1 protein-coding gene is annotated in these 263 nt (G+C 65.0%); it reads left to right on the forward strand.

Features of this window, described 5'->3' with window-relative positions; translation table 11 throughout:
- Window positions 1-235: TRAP transporter large permease subunit (locus FLQ44_RS02865; RefSeq protein WP_206208638.1), on the forward strand; the 235-nt coding region annotated here is incomplete at its 5' end.
- Window positions 236-263: the final 28 nt, after the last annotated feature.

A 263-nucleotide genomic window follows, 5' to 3' on the forward strand; every position in this document is an offset into this window, starting at 1 on the left:
CTGTGGCTCATCGGTGGCGACCGCTGCGACCATGGGTCAGGTGGCCCTGCCGGAGCTGCGTCGCTACAAGTACTCCAACTCGCTGGCAGTGGGTTGCCTGGCGGCCGGCGGCACCCTGGGCATTCTCATCCCGCCCTCGGTGGTGCTGGTGATCTACGCCATCCTCGCCCAGCAGAACATCTCCACGCTGTTCATGGCCGCCTTCGTGCCGGGCATTCTCGCCGTCATCGGCTAAATGATCGCCATCGCCATCTATGTGCGCC

Source organism: Vogesella mureinivorans, from assembly GCF_007644035.1.
In the GTDB taxonomy this organism is placed as follows: domain Bacteria; phylum Pseudomonadota; class Gammaproteobacteria; order Burkholderiales; family Chromobacteriaceae; genus Vogesella; species Vogesella mureinivorans.